Raw genomic sequence first — 16,865 nt, 5'->3', positions numbered from 1 at the left:
AAAAAACAACACCACTTACTGGAGTGTAAGTGGTGCGTTAAAAATGGTTTATTATTGTGCAAGACGAACTGTATCGCGTGCAATCATTACTTCTTCATTAGTTGGGATAATAATAACTTTAACCGGTGAATGAGGGTAGTTAATGAACGCTTCTTTTCCACGAACTTTATTTAGGGATGGGTCCCAATAAACACCCATAAATTCTAGACCGCGAAGTACACGTTCACGGATAACATCACTATTCTCACCAATACCAGCAGTGAAGATAATTGCGTCTACACCACTCATACGAGCTGCGTACGAGCCAATATATTTGTGGATACGTGAAGTGAATACTTCAAGAGCAAGCTCAGCACGTTCGTTACCAGCTTCAGCTTCACTTTCGATATCACGTAAATCACTTGAGAAACCAGAAACACCTAGTAGACCACTCTTTTTGTTTAATGTGTCTAATACACCTGTAGCATCTTGTCCTGTTTTATCCATAATGTATGGAATTAATGCAGGATCGATGTTCCCTGAACGTGTTCCCATTGTCACACCAGCAAGTGGTGTAAAGCCCATTGATGTATCAATTGATTTTCCACCTTCAATTGCAGCGATACTCGCCCCATTACCTAAGTGACAAGAAAGCAAACGAAGTTGTTCAATCGGACGATCTAATAATTCTGCCGCACGTTCTGAAACATATTTATGTGATGTTCCGTGGAAACCGTACTTACGGATTCCAAACTCTTTGTAGTAATCATAAGGCAAGCTGTATAAAAATGAGCTCTCAGGCATTGATTGATGGAAAGCTGTATCAAATACTGCTACTGCAGGTACATTTGGTAGTACTTCTTTAAATGCACGGATACCAACAATGTTTGCAGGGTTGTGAAGAGGCGCTAGTTCTGAAACTTCTTCAATTCCCGCAAGCACTTCATCGGTAATAAGAACAGAATCGTTGAATTTTTCTCCACCATGAACAACACGGTGACCAATCCCATCAATTTCATCAAGAGAAGAGATGATGCCAAGACCAGTTAACTTTTCTAATAGAATTTTAACTGCTACCGAGTGATCGGGGATCTCAGTTATTTCTTTTTGCTTTTCACCATTTACTTCAATTGTAAATACTCCGTCACCAAGACCAATACGTTCAACTAAACCTTTAGTTACTACTTCTTCTTCAGGCATTGTAAGTAATTGGAATTTTAATGATGAGCTACCAGCATTAATCGCAATAATTTTCGCCATGTTAAGACAGCTCCCTTTAACTTGAAATTTATGTCAATTGACTATCAGACTAGATATCAATACCTTTCCATTTAAGCACCCAGAAAATACGTTTTCAAGTAAAAACAGCAAATTTCGCTGTTTTTCACCCGTATTCTTTATTTTCAGATTTGAAAACGCTTTACATAGTTGCCTTTCTGTATGATTAACCAGACAGTTATATTTGCTGCATCAAAAAAATTCCTGCCACCTAATAAGGTGACAGGTTGGAGCTACAATCCTAATTCTGTTTTAAACCATTTATTAATTTGATCCATCATATCCGTTAGCGCTGCTTTATTCCCAAAAGAAGGTAATTCAGCTAATAAAGCTTGTTTTGGCTGAATGACATTCTCACCTTTTTTCTGAAGCATCAAAATACTCTTCCCATGGTTTTCAGCGGTAAACATCGTTTTAGGTAATTGTAGCAGCCCATGAATGGTTGTTTGTTCTTTTAAATAAGAATGAAGCTTTGGTGCTTGCTCACTCTCAAACAAGAAGTTAGGAACAATGTAGAATAAAAATCCTCCTTCTTTTACGCGATCAATTCCTTTTTCAATCATAAGATGATGACTGTATGAATGACCCTCATCTGCCTTCAATTGAAAATCTTCGGCAATATGATCATGTGGGTAGTATCCAATCGGAAGATCAGTCACAACAAGATCAACTTCAGGGAATTCTATCGGCTGTAAAGAATCTTTATGAAATAACTCTAGTTCAATCTCTTGCAGGTTCGAACTAACAAATGCAAGTTTCAATAAAGTCTCATCTACCTCAAATCCAAAACCTTTCGCTGGATTGGCAGATTGATTAAGTAAAGCTGTGATCAGATTACCTGATCCTACTGCTAAATCTAACACAGAATAGCCCTGTGAAGACTTAGCCATTACTTTATTAACAAGATAACTTAAAAATAAACAAACAGCGTCTGGTGTCATGGAATGATTTGGTTGAGTGGCCCCTTTCATTCCTTTTAATACAGTCAGCTGAAAGGCTTTACGAATATCTTCTTTTGTCAGTTCCTCTAAGGGAACCTGACGCATTAGATTATAAAGACGATCCTTTAATTCAGGTGTGACAACCTGAACGACTTCACCTTGAAATAAGTTTTCTCCCATTTCAGCAAGACCTTCTAAATAAGTGAATGATTCATGTTCCTCTAGCAATGTAGCTCCTTTATCTAGAAAAACAAAAAGCTCCTCCATTTTCGAATTCATTACGCTCATTCGATCAACTCCTATCTTAAAAAAAGGCCACCCCTAGAAAATAAATAGGGTGGACCCTTTTCATCTATAACCATTATTTTGCTTCTTTAGCTGCGTTAATTGCCGCCTCATAATCAGGATGGTTAGTCGCTTCTGACACATACTCGGCATAGGTTACTTCGTCATTTGAATCAATAACAAACACCGCACGAGCTAGAAGGCGAAGTTCCTTAATTGCTACACCGAATGCTTGTCCAAAAGATAGCTCGCGGTGATCTGACAATGTTTGAACATTTTCAATTCCCGCTGCTGCACACCAACGTTTTTGAGCGAATGGTAAGTCAACACTAATCGTTAAAATTTCTACATTCGAAAGCGATGCAGCTTCTTCATTAAAACGACGTGTTTGTTGATCACATACCCCCGTATCAATAGATGGAACAACACTGATCAAACGAACTTTTCCCTTTGAATCAGCTAAAGTAACTTCAGATAAGTCATTTGCTAACACTTTAAATTCTGGAGCTTTTTCCCCTACTTTTACTTCGTTGCCAAGTAGTGTAACAGGATTTTCTTTAAATGTAATTTGCGCCATTATTTTACCCTCCTAGAGTCGTTCCTAATTATGTACGTATTCATCATACACGAGCGTAATAAGAAAATTCAAGTCAGAGCGTGGTCAAGACTTCTATCTTCAATACTTTTGACACAAAAAAAGAATGGGATATCCCATTCTTAGATTGGCGGCTGATCATTTCGTTGTTGATAATTCATATTTGGATTGTATGATTGATTTGTTGATTGATTTGTTGATTGATTATTATGATTTTGGTTTGAACTCGCTTTAATCATTTGTTGAATTTTATCCACTACTTGAGGGGCAAAATCTAATAACTTTTCATACAAATGCGTGCTACTATCAAGGTGAACCATTTTCACTCCTGCACTGCTTACGACTAAGAATGCAATTGGCGTAATCGATACGCCACCACCACTACCACCACCAAATGGGTGTTTGTGAGATTGCCCTTCAGAAGACGATGAGCGGTGCTGTTCAATTACAAATTCACTACCACCTGCTGCAAAGCCAAAACCTACTTTAGATACTGGCATAATGACACTTCCATCAGGTGTTTCAACTGGATCCCCGATAATCGTGTTCACATCCACCATCTCTTTAAGATTTTCCATAGCAGTCTTCATTAGTCCTTGAATTGGATGATCAGACATAACATTTCCTCCTTAACCTCTTACATATTTCGATTTCGCCAAGCTTTATGGTCTTGTGTCCACTTAGGTCGACGCTTCCAATGCATAACGATCAAAAGACCTACAAAAATAGCATGCCCGATACGAAAAGTAAACATGCAAGAAAAATATGTATGTGAGACAACTGCTTGAAAATGTGGCGTCACTGAAAGATTTGGCATCCTATGCATTTTGACGTGATTGCCCACTAAACCGACAATCGATCCCTTTAGTGACCAAACCACCCCTGCAACAGACCCTGTAAATGCAGCATCCCCCACTCCAACCTCTGAGTACCAGTCGAACTTATAAAAATGAATATGACGAAGAAACCGACGAACAATACGGTTTAACCCTACAATATGTCTGATCCATCGCTCTGCTAAATGGATATCATGAATAATGGTTTGGATCGTTATTTTCTTATCTTTTTTACTCTTAGATCCAGCTATGTTTTCTTCTTCCTCTACGATAATAGCTGGTGATTCATCATTTAGTTTAATAAGTGGAGCCTCGAATGCATAAACACGCATCCACCAAAGATAGACATCTACCTTTAATAAGTCATCGTCATTATTATGTTTATAGGTCATCTCTATTTTTATTTTTGTCACTACAAGAATAATGAATAGTACGAGTAAAATGCCAAGTATAATGAGTAACCAAGTCATCATGAACTCCCTTTGTGGAAATAGTTGATTATTATAGGGTTTCCTTCCAAATAAAAAATAAACCTGCTATATACATAGTCAGGTTTATCTCTCACTTACCGTTCATGAATAACATAAGAATTGGCAATCATATCATGTAACCCTTGCTTTTTTGAGGTGAAAGCAATCGTAATATACAGGATATACAATAGACCAAAGGATTGGTGAAGGATTCTTCCTATCCCTTCACGAAATAAAACGTCTTTCCAACTAAGTAATGTTCCTTCCATTGTAACGACTCGCAGACCAAAAACCATTTTACCAATCGTTGCCCCATAATATTTCGTCATGAGAGCGAAATAAGCAAAGAAGAATAGAGCCGAAACGATAAAATCAACTACTCCATACATAGCACCAAGAGTATAGCGGATGTCTGTTAAATTTAGAATCGGTCCGAGAAGTAACCAGCGAAGGGACAATAGCATAAGACTATCTAAAGTAAAAGCCCATAACCTCATCCAAAAACCAGCATAATAATGGTCTAGCTCTTTTTCTACTTCAGCATGTTGTACAGGTTCTTCTTGTATCGGTCGTTCTTGCCTTTGCTTTCTCTGCTGGAGTAAGCGAGCTCTTCTAGGACGAGACCCACGGTTAATCATTCCTTGTTCCAATGTGATCCCTCCTATTCTGTATATAAGTACTTCAATGTTGGTGCACGACGTTCAGTTAACAATTGCTCTAGACCAGCTAACTCATTATTAGAAGTAAGTAATTGAGACATCGACATTGAAAATAAATTGAACAATCCTGTGTCTGCTTCATATTTAATTACACTATAATCAGCACCTAAATCTGCTTTCATCATGGAAACCGTATCGTCTAAACTCCCAAGCTCATCAACTAAATCAAGCTCTAATGCTTGTGTTCCGCTGTAAATTCTACCATCAGCAAGTTGACGTACCTCGCTCTCAGACATGTCACGACCTTCAGAAATAATACGAACAAACTCATCATAAGATTCGTCTATTAATGACTGTAAAATTTCTCGATCTCCATCCGTCATTTCACGGGTTGCTGACATAATATCCTTGTACTCACCACTTTTAATCGTATTAAATGTAATGCCGTAATTCTCAGCAAGTTCAGCAATATTAATTGACTCCATAATAACCCCTAGAGAACCAGTAATCGTTTGCGGGCTGGCAACAATTTTATCTGCAGGTGCCGCTATGTAATATCCTCCTGAAGCTGCCATGCTCCCCATTGAAATATAAATAGGGGTATTATACTCTTCTTTCGCTTCAAGGATTTTCTCGTGAATCTCTGCACTTTCAACAACACCTCCACCTGGTGTATTGACCCGTATTATAATCCCCTCAACAGATGAATCTTTCGCTGCATGCTCAATTTGAGATAAGAAAGCTTTATGTCTGTACCCTTGAGCATCAAAAATACTAACAGCGTCCCCCGTATCTTGAATCACGCCATTTAATTCAAGAACAACAATTGATCCCCCAGTGTCTTCTCCTTGTTCAATGACTCTCTCGGCCCAACCATGTTCACTTGCTCCAAACATTTGTTCAAAGTCCGAACCAGCTTGAGAGGTTGCAACATTTACTCCTACAGCTGCTACAACTAACATGAGCGCTGCAATTAGTGCTAACCATCGTTTTCGACTCATTTCTACACTCCTCTATGTAATTTAGTTACTTCCCGAATACATTTTGATTCTTTTCCTAAACAAAGGTTATGATAACATAGAACACTGTAAAATTTCATATCTAAAGGAATAGATTTCCTCAAAAGAACCATTTTGATTTCAGAAAGGATGTTTATAATGATCTCACGGAAAAACCTTTACTTCTTTTACAAACAAACACCGGACATGCAAGAAATAGTCACCCCATTAAAAGATCTCGCAGAAAAAAATGGTTTTCATCTTGTCCATACGATAGACGAAGCAAATATTATTGTCAGTGTCGGTGGAGATAATGCATTCTTACAAGCCACACGAAAAACTGGATTCAGAGACGACTGTCTCTATATTGGTGTCAATACAGATCAACTTGGATTCTATACCGATTTTACTATTAGTGATCAAAAGCGTATGATTCAGGCGATGAAAAATGATGAAGTAGAGGTCCGTCGCTACCCTGTTCTTGAAGTTACAATCGATAATGAGAAACCTATTTTTTGTTTAAATGAATGCTCCATACGGTCAAACGTCATTAAAACGTTTGTGATTGATGTAGTGATTGATGAGTTTCCTTTTGAAACATTTAGAGGAGATGGAATGATTGTCTCTACACCTACTGGTAGTACCGCATATAATAAGTCTGTAAGAGGCGCAGTCATTGATCCAACCTTACCTTCAATGCAAGTGAGTGAACTCGCTTCTTTAAATAATAATCAATACCGTACGCTTGGAACCTCTTTTGTGCTTGGCCCTGACCGGACACTTCTTTTAAAAGTCGTACAAGACGGCAATGACCACCCTATTATCGGTGCTGATAATGAAGCATTGAGCATTCGCCATGCTAAACAAATCAGCATCAAGCTCGCCGATCGTCATATAAAAGTATTGAAACTAAAGACGAATTCCTTTTGGCAAAAAGTTCAGCGCAATTTTTTATAAGCTAAAAAGCAGAGCTTTTTACTCTGCTTTTATCACTTCTTCATTACGGTTATACATAACCGTATTATCCACAACCGTCATCAGTACATTTGTGCGAAGAGCCTTGTCAGGGTCACCATCAAATAAATCCTCGTCTAAAACCGTAAAATCAGCTACAAATCCCGAGGCAATGACTCCACGGGTCTCTTCTTTTTCAATAGCTGTTGCACTACCTTGCGTAAATAATTTTATCGCCTCAAACATCGATAATTTCTGATCAGGTAAGTAGCCACTATGTGTTTCGCCTGGTTTTTTTCTTGTCACGGCTGCATGAATGCCCAGTAATGGATCAACTGGCTCGATTGGCGCATCAGACCCTCCTGCACAAACTAAGCCTGAATCGAGTAATCTTTTCCAAGCAAATGAATAAGGTAAGCGACCTTCCCCTAATCTTTCCATCACCCACGGAAAATCAGCTGCAACAAACCGAGGCTGAATATCAAGGACCACTCTTATATTCTTTAAACGCTTAAGTATTTCCTCATTAACCACTTGGACATGAATAAGCCTATCCCGACCATGTGTACACGGATGCTTTTCAATAGCTTGAATAGCGAGGTGGAGGGCTTCATCCCCAATGGTATGGATAGCGACAGGCATATCCTCCTCTCTTGCTTTCTTAACCAACCTCTCTAATTCCTCTTGTTGATGCATCGCTACCCCATTTGTTCTAGGGTCATCTGTATATGGAGCGCTTAGCAATGCCGTCCTTCCACCCAAGGCTCCATCGGCAAATATTTTCATAGCACCTAACTCAATAAAAGGAGTAACATCTCCTTTTTTATGACCTGTCTCTTTCATTTCACTTATTGCTTCATGGTGAACGAGTAAGTGAGCTCTGAACTTAATATTGTCTCCATCAATAACTTGATTAAAAGCATCTAGCGTCTCTTTAAATCCCCCATAATAATGGAGATCTTCCGTATGCCCCCCAACTAGTCCCAATTGAAGCATATCCATTGTTGCTTTTTTTAATGCGCGTTCCACATACTGTTTTCCTACTGCTGGTATGACTGACTTCACTAACTCTGTAGCAGCATCAAGTAAATAACCTGTCGGCTTCCCATCAGTATCTCTAACAATGACTCCACCTTCAGGGTTTGGGGTATCTTTTGTTATGCCTGCTAGGGCTAAAGCTTTTGAATTCACAAGTGCCGCATGTCTACAAATTCGTGTCAGATACATCGGATGTTCGGTAGTAATATTATCTAGCTCACTACGATGAAAAATCTTTCGGTCAACAAAATTATTCTCATTCCACCCCTCTGCAAAGACCCATTCCCCTTTTGGTGTCTCTCTTACTTCTTCTGCTAATTGTTCACTCATTTCGCTTGCTGAATGCGTTTCTGATAAATCCAAACGTATAAGACGTTCCCCATGTCCTACCATATGTAAGTGGCTATCTACAAACCCAGGGTAAACATATCCACCTTCTATATCTATACTCTCCTTCAATCGATCCCCATAACTAGATATGAGATCATCCTTACTGCCAATATCTACAATGACGCCGTCTTCTACATAGACCGCTTCAACCTTTTCTTGTTCTTCTTTCATCGTAAAGAACGTCCCATTCCACCAAAGTGTACCCAAATTGCCTCCCCCTATCTTCAACTCTTTTACTTAAGCTTCATTTACTTGATACTATCCTGACAGAAAATTCACGAAGTTGCAATTTAACTGTGCCTCTCGACTTTAAAAAGCATGACTCATTTGAGCCATGCTTTTCATCTCACCTCTCCTGTACGAGCGCTCGCTCATCTTGAAATAGGCAAAATTCTTCTTTTTTAAGCCTTAGTATAATTGGCTTTCTCTTGTTGACGAAGCTCAATACGTCTAATTTTTCCTGACGTTGTTTTCGGTAATTCTTGTAAAAACTCAATTTTTCTTGGATATTTATAAGGAGCGGTCATAACCTTTACATGCTCTTGTAATTCAGCAATCAACTGATCATTTCCAGCCTCGTTTTGATCTCTTAGTACAACGAATGCCTTAACAATATTTCCTCTAATTTCATCTGGTGATGCAACAACCGCACATTCTTTTACGGCCGGATGTTTAGTAAGAGCGTCTTCTACTTCAAATGGTCCAATGGTATATCCAGAGCTGATAATAATATCATCACTACGACCTTCAAACCAGAAGTAACCATCTTCATCTAATTTTGCTTGATCGCCAGTGATATAGTAGTCTCCTCTGTAAGCCATTGCCGTACGCTCTGGATCCTTATAATATTCACGGAATAACGCTGGTGCACTCTTGTGAATGGCGATATCTCCTACTTCACCTGCTTTAACTGGGACCCCATTCTCATCGACGATTGCCACTTCATTTCCTGGTGTTGGTTTACCCATAGAACCAGGTTTAATTTCCATCCCTTGAAGTGTACCGATTAATAATGTATTCTCCGTTTGTCCATAACCATCACGAACATCTACATTAAATGCACGCTTAAATGTTTCGATCACTTGACGATTTAATGGTTCCCCAGCTGATACAGTACTCCGTAACTCAGGTAATGTATAACTATCAATTGACTCAACTTTAGCCATTAATCGATACTCTGTCGGCGTACAACATAGTACGTTAATCTTTTCATCTTCTAGACGTTGTAAATACTCATTAGGATCAAAACGTCCATGATATACATATGCTGTTGCGCCTACACCAATTGTTGAAAGAAACGGACTCCAAATCCATTTTTGCCAACCCGGTGCAGCTGTTGCCCATACTTTATCTCCTTCTTGTACATCAAGCCACATTTTAGAAGCCACTTGAAGATGAGCGTAAGACCAACCATGAGTATGTACAACTGCTTTTGGATTTCCTGTTGTACCTGACGTGTAAGGAAGAAAAGCAAGTTCATCTCTTTTTGTTTGTGCACCTTCATAGTAATCGCTTTCATTTTTAGCTTCTTCAATAAGATCAACCCAACCATCTAATGATTGTCCAATAATTAATTTTGTTTGAAGAGTAGGTGTTGTGTCACCTAACGATTGAACTTCATCCGTAAACCCTGTGTAAGCAATAATTGCTTTTGCTTCAGCATGGTTAATGCGATATGCTAAATCTTTTGCTCTTAACATTTCTGAACAAGGAATGATAACAAGTCCTGCTTTCAAACACGCAAGGTATGAGAAGTAGGCTTCAGGGACTCTAGGTAAAATAAGTAGAACCTTGTCACCTTGTTTTAATCCTTGACTTAACATAGCATTTGCAAAACGATTTGTGTGAGCTACCAATTCAGGGTATGAGATAATGCGACGGTTATTCTTATCATCTGACCAATCAATTGCTATGCGATCCTTATCTTTCGCATAACGTTCTACTTCGTGTGCTAAATTGTAAATGTCTGGTGCAATAAGCTGTTCTCGTTCCATAATCATCCTCCTCAATTATATATACATGATGCCAAGTTCATAAAACAGGACTTTTCTACTCACTATGTCCTCGTCACCATTATACAGAAAAAAATGATTTTTTTGAATATTATTTTATAACAAAAATAAAAGAGGACGGGTAAACCGTCCTCTTTATGCCATCATATGGAATTAACGTTGTTGTCCGCCGAATTGTTGTTCAGCCATTTGAACTAGACGTTTAGTGATTTCACCACCTACAGATCCGTTAGCGCGAGCTGTAGCATCAGGTCCTAATTGTACACCAAACTCAGAAGCGATTTCATACTTCATTTGATCAAGTGCTTGTTGTACGCCAGGTACTACAAGTTGGTTTGAGCTGTTGTTGTTAGCCATGTGTCTCACCTCCTTCTGTACTAATAGAATGAGTCACATGGCTAGTTTACATGCACGTTATTTTATGGTAATTACTGAGAGAAATATTGAAAGTTTGTAAATGTTAAAACAAATCCTCAATCTCTTTTTCCACTTTGTTTACATTAGAGATTTGAATGGATTCCGTTCTATTAACAGCATCATCTATATAATGATCGACTTCTAAATACTTCTCGAATTTATTAGCATGCTCTCTTTTAGGTCGCGTTTTTGAATCTGGCGGCAAAAAGATGGTACAGCAATCTTCAAATGGTAAGATCGACGTCTCGTAAGTATCAATTTTTTTAGCAATATCGATTACTTCGAGTTTATCCATTGTCACCAAAGGACGAATGATTGGTAAATTCGTTACTTCATTTATTGTGTTCATGCTGTGAAGAGTTTGACTAGCAACTTGTCCTAAGCTTTCACCAGATGCAATCGCTAAAATTCCCCGCTCTTGTGCGATTCGTTCACTTATCCTCAACATCATTCTTCTCATTAGTGTCATTTGATAATTACTTGGAGCTTCTTTGTGAAGATGTTGTTGGATGTCTGTAAAAGGAACCAAATGCAGCCTAATGCTTGAACCGAACTTAGTTAATCTTTTCGCTAATTCCTTTACTTTTTCTTTTGCTCGCTCATTGGTATACGGTGGGCTATGAAAATGAATGGCTTCCAGTCTGGCACCACGCTTCATCGTTAAGTAACCAGCAACTGGACTATCAATTCCTCCTGATAACATTAACAATACCTTTCCACCAGTACCTACAGGTAATCCACCAGCTCCTGGATATTGACCAAACGTCAAATACGTAGCAGCCTCACGCACTTCAACTCGTATGTCTAGGTCTGGATTGTGGACATCAACACTGATATCGTCAGACTGACTGAGCACGTAACCACCAATTTTTTGATTCAATGCTTGAGAATCAATTGGAAATGGCTTATAAGCACGCTTTGAAGTTATTTTAAATGTTTTTATACCTTCATTTGCTTGTTGTTCTTTTAAAATACCTAAAGCAGCATTCTTCATCTCATCAACATCATTTTCTACTTTTAATGCAAGGCTGAAAGAGTGAATTCCAAAAATAAATGATAACTTCTCCATAATAGATTCATGATTTAAACCGTTTAATTCAATGATAATTCTTCCGTACGTGCGTTTAAAAGTAAGCCCTGAAAACTCTTTTAATGTGAACTTCATATTTTGAAGCAATTGTTTTTCAAAAAAAGAACGATTCTTTCCTTTTAAGGCAAGCTCTCCAAATCGGATTAGGATATGATTGTATTCCATTTTACTTCTTACCCCCCAATAGTGTTGGTATAATTTTTTTAAATTCTTGTAAGAAAAATTGAATTTCTTGTTCCGTTGTTTCATAAGAAAGACTTACTCGAATGGCACTACTTGCTGCATGATTATCTTTTCCCATTGATAGTAAAACACGACTAGGTTCAGCCAATTTAGAAGAACAGGCTGATTTGGTGGAAACATATATCTTCTTCTGCGCTAATGATTGAATTAACACTTCTGGCTTTATCGAGTCTACTGAAAAATTAATAATATGATGAGCGACACCATCAAGAGGACTATTCATAGTCACCCCTTCAATTTTAGGAAGAGTATGAATAAGTTTCGAATGTAGCTTCACTAAATCAGCTCGTCCCTCTTTCGCTTTTTCCATTTCTATTCTCAGTGCTTTAGCCATAGACACCGCTCCAGCTACATGCTCTGTCCCGGAACGCATCTGCATCTCTTGAACGCCACCATGTATTTGAGGTTTTAACCTCACTCCATCTCGTACATAGAGCAGTCCACTTCCGCGAACCCCGTGAAATTTATGAGCTGAAGCTGTTAATAAATCAATTTTAGCTTTCTTGATATTTAACGGTACTTTGGTAATACCTTGAACATCATCTACATGAAAGCGCACTTGTGGATATTCACTTAACATCTGGCCAATTTTTTCGATAGGCTGAATCGTCCCTGTTTCATTATTAACATGAATGATGGAAACAAGAATTGTCTCCTTGCGAATGGACTGTTCTATCTCCTCAAGTGAAACCCTTCCATCACTATCTACTTTTAAATAGGTAACCTCAAACCCTGCTTGTTCGAGTTCTTTATACGTTTCATATGAAGATGCATGCTCCACTTCCGTCGTAATCAAATGACGGCCTTTAGATTTCTTATGTGAAGCGGTTCCTTTAATCGCTAAATTATTACCTTCTGTTCCTCCAGAGGTAAATAGAATCTCTTTTGCGCCAACTTTTAGTTGACTTGCGATTGCAGTTCGTGCTTTTGTTAGCAATCCCTCTGCCTCCATACCTAGAGTGTGAAGAGAAGATGGATTCCCAAAAAAATCGTACGAAACCTTAATATATGTGTCTAAAACTTCCTTGTGAGGTCGTGTTGTGGCGCTATTATCAAGATAAATCATTGAGTGATTACCCCTTTAATTATGAACTTTCTTAACCAATTCTCATGTATGCATCAATATATCTTAGCACAAAATGTTTAAATGACAAGCAAGAATATGAGTAATGAAAAATAGAATTCACTTTATTAAAAAACTGATTATTCTTTCTTCTTTAAAACTATTCAACAATTCGCAACATTTATGATACGATAAGCGACGGTAAGAAAATGATATATATTAGGCTTGTAGCTCTTTTCTATCTGAAAAGATACGTATACGCTTACATTTATGGAAATGAGTACAAATTATACCAATACATTAAAATTCGGAGGAAAACCATGAATCGTACATTACCTATGAAAGAACTAGCCGCTTTAGGCTTTTTAATGTTTGCATTGTTTTTAGGAGCCGGAAACTTAATCTTTCCACCTCTATTAGGACAAGAAGCAGGAACTTCGTTGTGGCCAGCTATTATTGGCTTCCTTGTAACTGGGGTAGGCCTTCCCTTATTAGCCATTATTGCAGTCTCACAGGTGAACGGTGATCTCCATCAGTTAGCCAATCGAGTCCATCCTGTTTTTGCAATCATTTTCTCCTTTACAGTTTACTTAGCAATTGGACCATTTTTTGGAATACCCCGAACAGGAACAGTTGCATATGAAATAGGTGTGGTTCCATTCTTAGCAAATGGACAAACCACTACTTCATTATTACTCTCAACCTTGATCTTCTTTAGTCTGACTTTTTTGCTTGCTCTTAATCCAGCAAAATTAGTCGATCGTATAGGGAAATTTTTAACGCCTTTACTTATTATCTTAATTGCAATTGTTTCCCTAAGAGGAATTTTTGCTCCTATGGGGAGTTTTGAACCGGCAGAAATTAAGTATGAGAACGGAGCTTTCTTCTCGGGTTTTATCGAAGGCTATCTAACAATGGATACAATTGCCGCTCTTGTGTTTGGTATCGTCATCATGAATCGCTTAGCTGAAAAAGGGGTTAAAGACCGTGCTGCCATTCAATCTTTTACGATTAAAGCAGGGTTAATTGCTGGAGTGGGTCTATCTCTTGTCTACTTATCTCTTGGCTATTTAGGTGCTAGTAGTGTCTCTACAATTGGTCGCCTAGATAATGGTGGTGCGATCTTAGCTTCAGTTGCCAATGTATTATTTGGATCAACAGGTTCAATCATCCTTGCTTTAGTTATTACATTTGCATGTTTAACGACATCAATTGGATTGGTTTCTGCATGTGGTGAATTTTTTGCCAAACGATTCACATCTGTTTCTTACCCAGTGATTATTTTCATTTTATGTGTATTCAGTTTTACAATGGCCAACCTAGGACTTAGTCAATTAATTGCTGTATCTCTACCCGTTCTTGTAGCCATTTACCCGATCGCTATCGTTCTAATTACATTATCGTTCTTCCATAAAATCATCGGGGAAAGACGTTCTATCTATGTTGGTGCACTGATAGGGGCAGGGCTTATTAGTTTATTAGACGGTATTACAACTGCAGGTGTAAATTTAGAGTCGATTACGTTTCTACAATGGATTCCTTTACATGCAGAAGGCTTAGGTTGGTTAATCCCAAGTATAATTGGTGGACTAATTGGCTGGGCCCTCTCAAAACGCTAATAGGTAGTTAATGAACCCACTCACGTAGAGTGGGTTTTTTCCACAAAAAAATGTACCACCATAATTGGTGGTACATTTTTACGTTATGCAGTAAATTGTTCACTTACTTTTTCTACAATGGAAGGGTCATACTCTCTTACTGCCTGATAAGCACATTCGATCGCTTCTTCGTATTCATACTCTCGAAACATTTCCTCAGCTTGAATTAATCCAATTCTAGCCTTTTCCGAGCGGTTGCGATAACGATTTGCAAACTGAATGACTCTTTCAGCAAGCTGAGCTGATTCTACAATCTCTCTCATCTTCGATTCATTTTCTTCAACACAAGCTAAAGCCTCTTCAACTAATACGTTGACTCGTCCCATCTCAAGAGGGACTTGTTCAAGTTGTTTGGCAGCTAAAATTAGCTTTTCTTCGCTTTCCTCTAGATGATCAACAGCATCTTTTGGTAAGCCAGGGATATTACTTTTTTGTAAAAGACGCTTACTCTCAAGCATCTTTTGCCTTAATTGGCTTAGTGTTTCTTTTGCTTTTAACTCATCTTGTCTAAGGTCGTATAATGCTTGCTTTCCTTTATCGATGTCTACTTGAATTTGTTTAACTTGCTCTCTCCACTCCTCTACCATATCAAGGATGGATGTATAGGTTTGAGATTTATTTTCAGAGACATCAACAATCACTTGAAGCTGAGTCATCAATTCATTTAACTTTTTCTTAATTATTTCTTGGAATGTAATTTCTTCTTCTGCTAAACGATAACTTAACTGAACTTGAGTCGTTTCTTCCATGAGTAAGATTAACTGCTCGTCTACTTGGGCGACATACTCTCGCATTTCCGGAATAGATTGCGCTACTTTTTGTTTAGCTTCCACTTCTACTTCTAGCATTTCATACATTTGATCAATTTGAGCCAGTAAATTATTAATCTTCTCCTCAATGATATCAATGCCGTCCAATGTCGCTACTTTTCCTAGTAATTCATCGTTTTGTTTGGAAATTGATTCGATCTTTGGAAAGAAAGCAAACGACTCTAAATTGTAGCCTGTTTTTTCCATATCATGAATCCCTTGAATTAGCTGACGTAATTCTTGAGGAACCGTTGTTTTAATTTGAACTAGCAACTTAGGAACCACTTCTATGTAAGCGGAAAGTGCTTCAATCTCAGACTTAGCTTCACTTAAATGCTCTCTTGCTTTCAGATAACTCCCCTCATCGGTGGCTTCATCAAACGCATCAAGTAACTTACGGGAACGATCCATTCTTGTATCAAACATTGTAACCGTTACACCTAGTGAACCTCGTTTATTTAACAGGATTTGCTGTAATGATTGAGATTGTTCTCTTACTGAACCTATCTCTGTGCTATTTTGCTCAGCACTCGACACAAGCTGATTGATCTCTTCTACCATCAATTGAAGCTGCGTTTCAATTCCATTTAGACGTTCTTTTGTTAATGAGATTATATCTTTGGCTTTTTTGAAACGATATTTAGCTGCGTATTCCTCAATATCAAATAACTTCTCTTCAATATCCGGGAGGATCGCACCAACAATTTCATCCCATTCGTTTCTCCAAAGTTCAAACTTTTCTTCTGTTTCCCCTGACATATGTAAGTTCTTCACTTTACCAATTTCGCTTGGAATATCGCGATTTAAGATCGTATTCTTCCAGTCATCTAGTTTATCCACTTCTTTATAAATGTTTTTTCTAAAAACCATCCCAATAGTAAATAAGACAGCCAAAACGACTATCGTCGCATAAATTACATACATCGTCATGTGAGGACCCCCTTCTCTAGCGTCTTATCAGTCTCATTTATGAAGGCCTCTGATGATTGGCATTGCCTGTCTAACACGTCAATCCGCACCATTAATCACTATGACCTTTCGTAATACACTTCATTTCCCGAGAAATAGACACAATCTTTATTATTGGTTCTCGGTAAAACATGAAAACCCTTTAATTTCTTACAAAATAATTCAAATTTCTACGTCTAAT

At 38.1% G+C, this 16,865-nt stretch carries 15 protein-coding genes; 2 read left to right on the top strand and 13 right to left on the bottom strand.

Annotated features, from left to right (window positions below):
- Positions 1-51: 51 nt before the first annotated feature.
- The 7 genes from RYX56_RS10330 to sppA all read right to left on the bottom strand — a co-directional run bounded on the left by RYX56_RS10330 (position 52) and on the right by sppA (position 6,044).
- Positions 52-1,239: an acetate kinase gene (locus RYX56_RS10330; RefSeq protein ID WP_317121984.1), complete on the bottom strand. Its 1,188-nt coding sequence runs from the start codon at positions 1,237-1,239 to the stop codon at positions 52-54.
- A gap of 251 nt (positions 1,240-1,490) precedes the next feature.
- Entirely contained in the window at positions 1,491-2,486 is a 996-nt protein-coding gene (locus RYX56_RS10325; RefSeq protein ID WP_317121983.1) for a class I SAM-dependent methyltransferase, read from the bottom strand.
- A 73-nt stretch (positions 2,487-2,559) separates the two neighbouring features.
- On the bottom strand, positions 2,560-3,060 hold the full coding sequence (gene tpx, locus RYX56_RS10320; protein WP_317121982.1) for a thiol peroxidase: 501 nt from the start codon (positions 3,058-3,060) through the stop codon (positions 2,560-2,562).
- Positions 3,061-3,200: 140 nt separating this feature from the next.
- Positions 3,201-3,695 (bottom strand): GerW family sporulation protein, encoded by a 495-nt coding sequence (gene ytfJ, locus RYX56_RS10315; RefSeq protein WP_317121981.1) that lies wholly within the window; start codon positions 3,693-3,695, stop codon positions 3,201-3,203.
- A 20-nt stretch (positions 3,696-3,715) separates the two neighbouring features.
- Entirely contained in the window at positions 3,716-4,387 is a 672-nt protein-coding gene (locus tag RYX56_RS10310; protein ID WP_317121980.1) for a DUF2953 domain-containing protein, read from the bottom strand.
- 92 nt (positions 4,388-4,479) lie between these two features.
- Positions 4,480-5,034 (bottom strand): RDD family protein, encoded by a 555-nt coding sequence (locus RYX56_RS10305; protein WP_317121979.1) that lies wholly within the window; start codon positions 5,032-5,034, stop codon positions 4,480-4,482.
- Positions 5,035-5,045: 11 nt separating this feature from the next.
- Positions 5,046-6,044: a signal peptide peptidase SppA gene (gene sppA, locus RYX56_RS10300; protein WP_317121978.1), complete on the bottom strand. Its 999-nt coding sequence runs from the start codon at positions 6,042-6,044 to the stop codon at positions 5,046-5,048.
- Positions 6,045-6,197: 153 nt separating this feature from the next.
- Between sppA and RYX56_RS10295 the strand changes: the two genes are divergently transcribed.
- Complete coding sequence (locus RYX56_RS10295) at positions 6,198-6,998, top strand: NAD kinase (protein WP_317122374.1); 801 nt, start codon at positions 6,198-6,200, stop codon at positions 6,996-6,998.
- An 18-nt stretch (positions 6,999-7,016) separates the two neighbouring features.
- Here RYX56_RS10295 and RYX56_RS10290 read toward each other — a convergent pair whose 3' ends face one another.
- The 5 genes from RYX56_RS10290 to RYX56_RS10270 form a co-directional block, all read right to left on the bottom strand.
- On the bottom strand, positions 7,017-8,630 hold the full coding sequence (locus RYX56_RS10290) for an amidohydrolase (RefSeq protein ID WP_317121977.1): 1,614 nt from the start codon (positions 8,628-8,630) through the stop codon (positions 7,017-7,019).
- A gap of 194 nt (positions 8,631-8,824) precedes the next feature.
- Positions 8,825-10,417: an acyl-CoA synthetase MbcS gene (gene mbcS, locus RYX56_RS10285; protein WP_317121976.1), complete on the bottom strand. Its 1,593-nt coding sequence runs from the start codon at positions 10,415-10,417 to the stop codon at positions 8,825-8,827.
- Positions 10,418-10,588: 171 nt separating this feature from the next.
- The gene (locus RYX56_RS10280; protein ID WP_317121975.1) at positions 10,589-10,792 is read right to left on the bottom strand and encodes an alpha/beta-type small acid-soluble spore protein; all 204 of its coding nucleotides are present in this window, start codon (positions 10,790-10,792) and stop codon (positions 10,589-10,591) included.
- 103 nt (positions 10,793-10,895) lie between these two features.
- The gene (thiI, locus tag RYX56_RS10275) at positions 10,896-12,107 is read right to left on the bottom strand and encodes a tRNA uracil 4-sulfurtransferase ThiI (protein ID WP_317121974.1); all 1,212 of its coding nucleotides are present in this window, start codon (positions 12,105-12,107) and stop codon (positions 10,896-10,898) included.
- 1 nt (position 12,108) lies between these two features.
- On the bottom strand, positions 12,109-13,251 hold the full coding sequence (locus tag RYX56_RS10270; RefSeq protein WP_317121973.1) for a cysteine desulfurase family protein: 1,143 nt from the start codon (positions 13,249-13,251) through the stop codon (positions 12,109-12,111).
- Positions 13,252-13,568: 317 nt separating this feature from the next.
- Here RYX56_RS10270 and brnQ point away from each other — a divergent pair, with 317 nt between their 5' ends.
- A complete protein-coding gene (gene brnQ / locus RYX56_RS10265; protein ID WP_317121972.1) occupies positions 13,569-14,867 on the top strand; it encodes a branched-chain amino acid transport system II carrier protein in 1,299 nt (432 codons plus the stop codon).
- Between the two features lie 83 nt (positions 14,868-14,950).
- Here brnQ and ezrA read toward each other — a convergent pair whose 3' ends face one another.
- A complete protein-coding gene (gene ezrA / locus RYX56_RS10260) occupies positions 14,951-16,645 on the bottom strand; it encodes a septation ring formation regulator EzrA (protein WP_317121971.1) in 1,695 nt (564 codons plus the stop codon).
- Positions 16,646-16,865 lie beyond the last annotated feature (220 nt).

Source organism: Alkalihalophilus lindianensis (genome assembly GCF_032843265.1).
GTDB lineage: Bacteria > Bacillota > Bacilli > Bacillales > Bacillaceae_D > Alkalihalophilus > Alkalihalophilus lindianensis.
This window is presented reverse-complemented; position numbering and strand designations above follow the sequence as displayed.

Bases quoted from the DNA above. Each gene is read 5' to 3' on its own strand.
- brnQ (WP_317121972.1), top strand. From the start codon at position 13,569: ATGAATCGTACATTACCTATGAAAGAACTAGCCGCTTTAGGCTTTTTA.
- sppA (WP_317121978.1), bottom strand. From the start codon at position 6,044: ATGAGTCGAAAACGATGGTTAGCACTAATTGCAGCGCTCATGTTAGTT.
- ytfJ (WP_317121981.1), bottom strand. From the start codon at position 3,695: ATGTCTGATCATCCAATTCAAGGACTAATGAAGACTGCTATGGAAAAT.
- RYX56_RS10330 (WP_317121984.1), bottom strand. From the start codon at position 1,239: ATGGCGAAAATTATTGCGATTAATGCTGGTAGCTCATCATTAAAATTC.
- RYX56_RS10310 (WP_317121980.1), bottom strand. From the start codon at position 4,387: ATGATGACTTGGTTACTCATTATACTTGGCATTTTACTCGTACTATTC.
- RYX56_RS10280 (WP_317121975.1), bottom strand. From the start codon at position 10,792: ATGGCTAACAACAACAGCTCAAACCAACTTGTAGTACCTGGCGTACAA.
- RYX56_RS10270 (WP_317121973.1), bottom strand. From the start codon at position 13,251: ATGATTTATCTTGATAATAGCGCCACAACACGACCTCACAAGGAAGTT.
- mbcS (WP_317121976.1), bottom strand. From the start codon at position 10,417: ATGGAACGAGAACAGCTTATTGCACCAGACATTTACAATTTAGCACAC.
- RYX56_RS10325 (WP_317121983.1), bottom strand. From the start codon at position 2,486: ATGAGCGTAATGAATTCGAAAATGGAGGAGCTTTTTGTTTTTCTAGAT.
- ezrA (WP_317121971.1), bottom strand. From the start codon at position 16,645: ATGACGATGTATGTAATTTATGCGACGATAGTCGTTTTGGCTGTCTTA.
- thiI (WP_317121974.1), bottom strand. From the start codon at position 12,107: ATGGAATACAATCATATCCTAATCCGATTTGGAGAGCTTGCCTTAAAA.
- tpx (WP_317121982.1), bottom strand. From the start codon at position 3,060: ATGGCGCAAATTACATTTAAAGAAAATCCTGTTACACTACTTGGCAAC.